Annotated in this window: 3 protein-coding genes and 1 pseudogene; 3 read left to right on the top strand and 1 reads right to left on the bottom strand. The window is 52.5% G+C overall.

Translation table 11 applies throughout. The features are described from left to right. The coding region (der, locus tag Q0236_RS09465; RefSeq protein WP_297917175.1) for a ribosome biogenesis GTPase Der at positions 1-1,325 on the bottom strand (1,325 nt) is incomplete at its 3' end. 458 nt (positions 1,326-1,783) lie between these two features. Between der and Q0236_RS09470 the strand changes: the two genes are divergently transcribed. The 3 genes and pseudogenes from Q0236_RS09470 to Q0236_RS09480 all read left to right on the top strand — a co-directional run. After that, the gene (locus tag Q0236_RS09470; RefSeq protein ID WP_297917177.1) at positions 1,784-2,689 is read left to right on the top strand and encodes a DMT family transporter; all 906 of its coding nucleotides are present in this window, start codon (positions 1,784-1,786) and stop codon (positions 2,687-2,689) included. A 6-nt stretch (positions 2,690-2,695) separates the two neighbouring features. Beyond that, positions 2,696-3,628, top strand: coding sequence for a DMT family transporter (locus Q0236_RS09475; RefSeq protein ID WP_297917179.1), 933 nt, complete (start codon positions 2,696-2,698; stop codon positions 3,626-3,628). A gap of 153 nt (positions 3,629-3,781) precedes the next feature. Further along, a pseudogene (locus Q0236_RS09480) lies at positions 3,782-4,019 on the top strand (benzoyl-CoA reductase); the annotation flags it as partial.

A 4,019-nucleotide genomic window follows, 5' to 3' on the forward strand; every position in this document is an offset into this window, starting at 1 on the left:
AGAGCAAAGCTCGCGCGCAGTCTATTCATCAAATAGCGCTTGTAGCTGAAATGCAGCGCTTGCGGGCGGTTCATTACAAGAGCGATCTTCGGCGGCGCAAAGCCGATCTGCGCGGCGTAGTAAATTTTAACCGATTTGCCCCGCTCTCGAGGTATTGGATGCGCCTTTATCGCGGCTTCTACCGCTTCATTGATCCTTGCGGTGCCGAGCTTGCGCGTGAAATTTGAATAAACCTCCAAAATGAGCGGGTAAATTTTATGGATTCGCTTCCTGTCCGTCGCGCTGACGCTGATGATCGGCGCGTAGGAAAGAAATTTAAACCTATCGCGCAGATCGCGGCAAAACTCGTCGTAATCGCGCTCGCAAAGATCCCATTTGTTTAAAATTATGATGAGCCCGAGTTCAAATTTAGCCGCAAGCCCCGCGATGCGCTCGTCCAGCTCGTTTAGCGGCTCGCTTGCGTCAAGCACTAAAAGCGCGATGTCGGAGTTTTGTAAAATTTTTTCGGTGCGATTTAGCGCGAAACGCTCGATGCCCTCGATCTTACCGCGGCGGCGAATGCCCGCCGTGTCGATAAACTCGAGCGTGCGCCCCCCAAATTCCGTGCTTTCGTTCACCGGATCGATCGTCGTGCCCGCATAATCGCTCACGACCGAGCGCTGCGAGCCCACAAGCGCGTTTAGAAGGCTCGATTTACCGACGTTTACCCGCCCGATGATACCCACGCCGATGGTTTTACTAGCATAAAATTCCTCGTCGCGCCCCTCTTTCGGCTCGCCCTCGTCGTTAAAGCCCTCTATAAAATCATCAAAAATTTCATCCTCGTCCTGCTGCGCGGGCGCAGGATCCAAAAAGCCGTAGATCCACTCTTTCAGCTCATCGATGCCGCTGTTGTGCGAGACGGAGATCGGGAAAAATTTAACGCCGAATTCGTTAAACTCCCAGCTACGCTCCTCGTCGCGCTTGCCGTCGATCTTATTGACCGCTAGAGCAATGGGCTTACCGAGCTTTTGCAGCGAGAAAAATATCCGCCGCTCATCATCGCTCGGAAGCAGCTTGCCGTCCGTCATAAAGATTATCAAATCCGCGCTCTTTGCCTCACTTAGCGTCTTAGTCTGCACGCGCGCAAACAGCTCGGATGTGTCGTCTAGGCCGCCCGAATCGATCACGCGCACGCGACGATCGAAAATTTCGGCTTCAGCCCTATTGGTATCGCGCGTCGTGCCCGCAACGTCGCTCGTGATGGCGATGCGAGCGCCCGCTAGGCGGTTAAAAAGGCTCGACTTGCCGACGTTGGGGCGCCCGATGATGATCAAACTTTTCACGTTCGTCCTTGTAGTTTTTGGCGCGATTATAACCAAAAATAGATTAAAGCCAAATTCTACGCGCTCGCTCGCGGAGCTAAGCGGTAAAATTTTATAAAATTTAGGCGCTAAATTTAGCGAAATTTTATCGTGGCACTAGCAAAACACTGCTCGTAAAAAGACGCCAGGGCGCGCGATCCATCGCCGAGGCGGGGCTGTACGTAAATTTATAAAATTTTAAAACCGAAGCCTGGGCGAGAAAACTAGCAACCAAAGCGTGAAACGGGCGCAACCGTGCGAAAGCGCAAAAACCCTCGCTGCGTAAATTTTGACTATTCCGCGCATACAAGCGCCGAAGTACAAAACCGAGCGGTCGCGCCAGGCGCGCAAAAACAGGCAGCGCGGCGAAATATTAAAACGGCGGAATATTAAAATTTAATCATTATGCGTGTATAATTCCGCAAATTTAAAGGGGCGCGATGAAATACAACAACTTCTTGCTGCACCATCTAAGCGTGTATTATATGCTGATGGCGTGCTTTTACAACTCTCTTACGGGCGTTTTTGCCAAGCTTTTGGGCACGCAAATTTCATCGCTTGAGGTCGTGCTCTTTCGCAATCTACCGGGGCTTTTGATCCTGCTTTATAAAATCAAGGCTCGTCCCCGTACGGCGCGCTTAGCAAACAAAGGCGGTCATCCTTTTACGCTCGCGTTTCGCGGCATTATCGGGATTTTGGGGCTGATGGTGTTTTTTTATAACATCGCCAACATCAGCCTCGGCGAGGCATTTACCTTTCAAAAAACGGCGCCCATTTGGACGGCGATCATCGCGTATTTTACCCTCGGCGAAAAATTCGGCGCGATGGGCTGGTTCTCGGTCTGCTTGGGCTTTGTGGGCATCGTTTTGGTAATTCAGCCGCAGTTTGGCTTGCAGCCGAGCGATATTTTTGGAATTTTAAGCGGATTATTCGCCGCGATGGCGCTTACCTCCGTGCGCGGGCTGCGTAAATACTATAGCTCCGATACGATCATCCTCTCTGCGCTTCTTGCCGGCACGCTGATGCCCGTAGCGCTTATGATCGCGGCGGAATTTATAGATGCGCCCGCGCTTAGCTTTATGCTTTGCAAATTTAAAATTCCAAACGCGCAGGGCTGGCTCTTTGCCGTGCTTCTGGGGCTGCTGGGGCTGTTTTATCAAACCTACGTCACCAAGGCCTACGCCGCGACGCGCAAAGCGGGCATAGTAGCTACGATCAGCTACGCTGACATCATCTTTTCGACGCTATTTGGGCTGCTGCTAGGCGACGCCCTGCCCGGTTTCATGGCGCTTTCGGGCATGGCACTCATCATCGTCGCGGGCACACTTGTGGCGAACCGAAAGTAGCGCGCGATGAAACAAAAATTCTACTCCGCGTTTTGGCTGAAACATCTGGGCGTTTATTATATGCTCGTAGCGAGCTTTTATTTCGCGCTAAACGGCGCTTTGGCCAAGGTCATGGCAGAGCGGATGAGTAGCGCTGAGATCGTGTTTTTCCGCAACGTCGTAGGCATCGCGATCGTGCTGTTTTCGCTAAGGCGGGTAAAAAATCTGGGCCCGGGCGGCAAGCCGTGGCTGCTCGCATTTCGCGGTTTTATCGGCAGCTGCGGTATCTTAGCGACCTTCTACAATATCGCTCACATCGATCTTGGCACCGCTTTTACCTTCCAAAAGACGGCGCCCATTTTCACCGCGCTATTTTCGGCGTTTTTCTTAGGCGAAAAGCTAAGCTCGCGCGGTTGGTTTGCGATACTGCTCGGCTTTGGCGGAATTTTACTCGTCGTGCGCCCGCACATCGGCATCAGCGTAACCGATGCGGTGGGAATCTTCGGCGGCATGTGCGCGGGGCTTGCATACACGAGCGTGCGCGAGCTTCGCAAACACTACGCCACCAACCTCATCGTGCTCGTTTTCGTCTCGTCCGCTACCTTTCTAAGCGCGATGATGATGGCTGCGGGTTGGGCGCTCGGTGATAGCGAGGTCAAAATTTTAGGGCTTTTCAGCGGGGCGGATTTGGCGAGGCTCGCTTATTTCAACCCGCCAAGCCTTTTTGGCTGGGTGCTCGTGGCGCTTCTGGGTGTCAGCGGTATCTACTTTCAAATTTATATGACGCGCGCCTACGCCGCTTCGCGCAAAGCGGGCATCGTCGCTGCGATCAGCTACAGCGATATCCTCTTTAGCATGGCGCTTGGAATTATGCTAGGCGACCGGCTGCCGGGCCCGATCGTGCTAGCGGGCATCGCGGTGGTGATTTTAAGCGGAATTTTAATCGCCCGCGAGCGCTAAATTTAAATTTAAAACCGATTCAAACGCGGTGCGAGGCTAAATTTAAATACGCACCGAGCCCGCGCTAAATTTCAGCGATATAAAAGTCTTAAAAAGCTAAGATTGCGCTAAAGTTCTACGGCGTAGAAATATTTTTCGACGGATTTAAATTTTATGCATTTTATCGGTATCGACATCGGCGGGGCGTCGTCAAAGGTCGCCGTTATGGACGAGCACGGCAAATTTTGCGAGCTGTTTTTGCTGTCAAGCGGCTTTAGCGCAGTTAGAGTCGCTTGGCAGATCAAGCAAAATTTGGAGCAAAAAGGCTACGCGGGGGGCTTCGTGACGGCTACAGGCTACGGGCGCGTCAGCGTGGAGTACGCGCAGCTTAGCATGAGCGAAATTTTGTGCC

The organism is uncultured Campylobacter sp. (genome assembly GCF_938031315.1).
Classification (GTDB): domain Bacteria; phylum Campylobacterota; class Campylobacteria; order Campylobacterales; family Campylobacteraceae; genus Campylobacter_B.

What these genes read in the sequence shown, in the direction of transcription:
- Q0236_RS09475 (WP_297917179.1), top strand. Translation starts at nt 2,696, where the DNA reads ATGAAACAAAAATTCTACTCCGCGTTTTGGCTGAAACATCTGGGCGTT.
- Q0236_RS09470 (WP_297917177.1), top strand. Translation starts at nt 1,784, where the DNA reads ATGAAATACAACAACTTCTTGCTGCACCATCTAAGCGTGTATTATATG.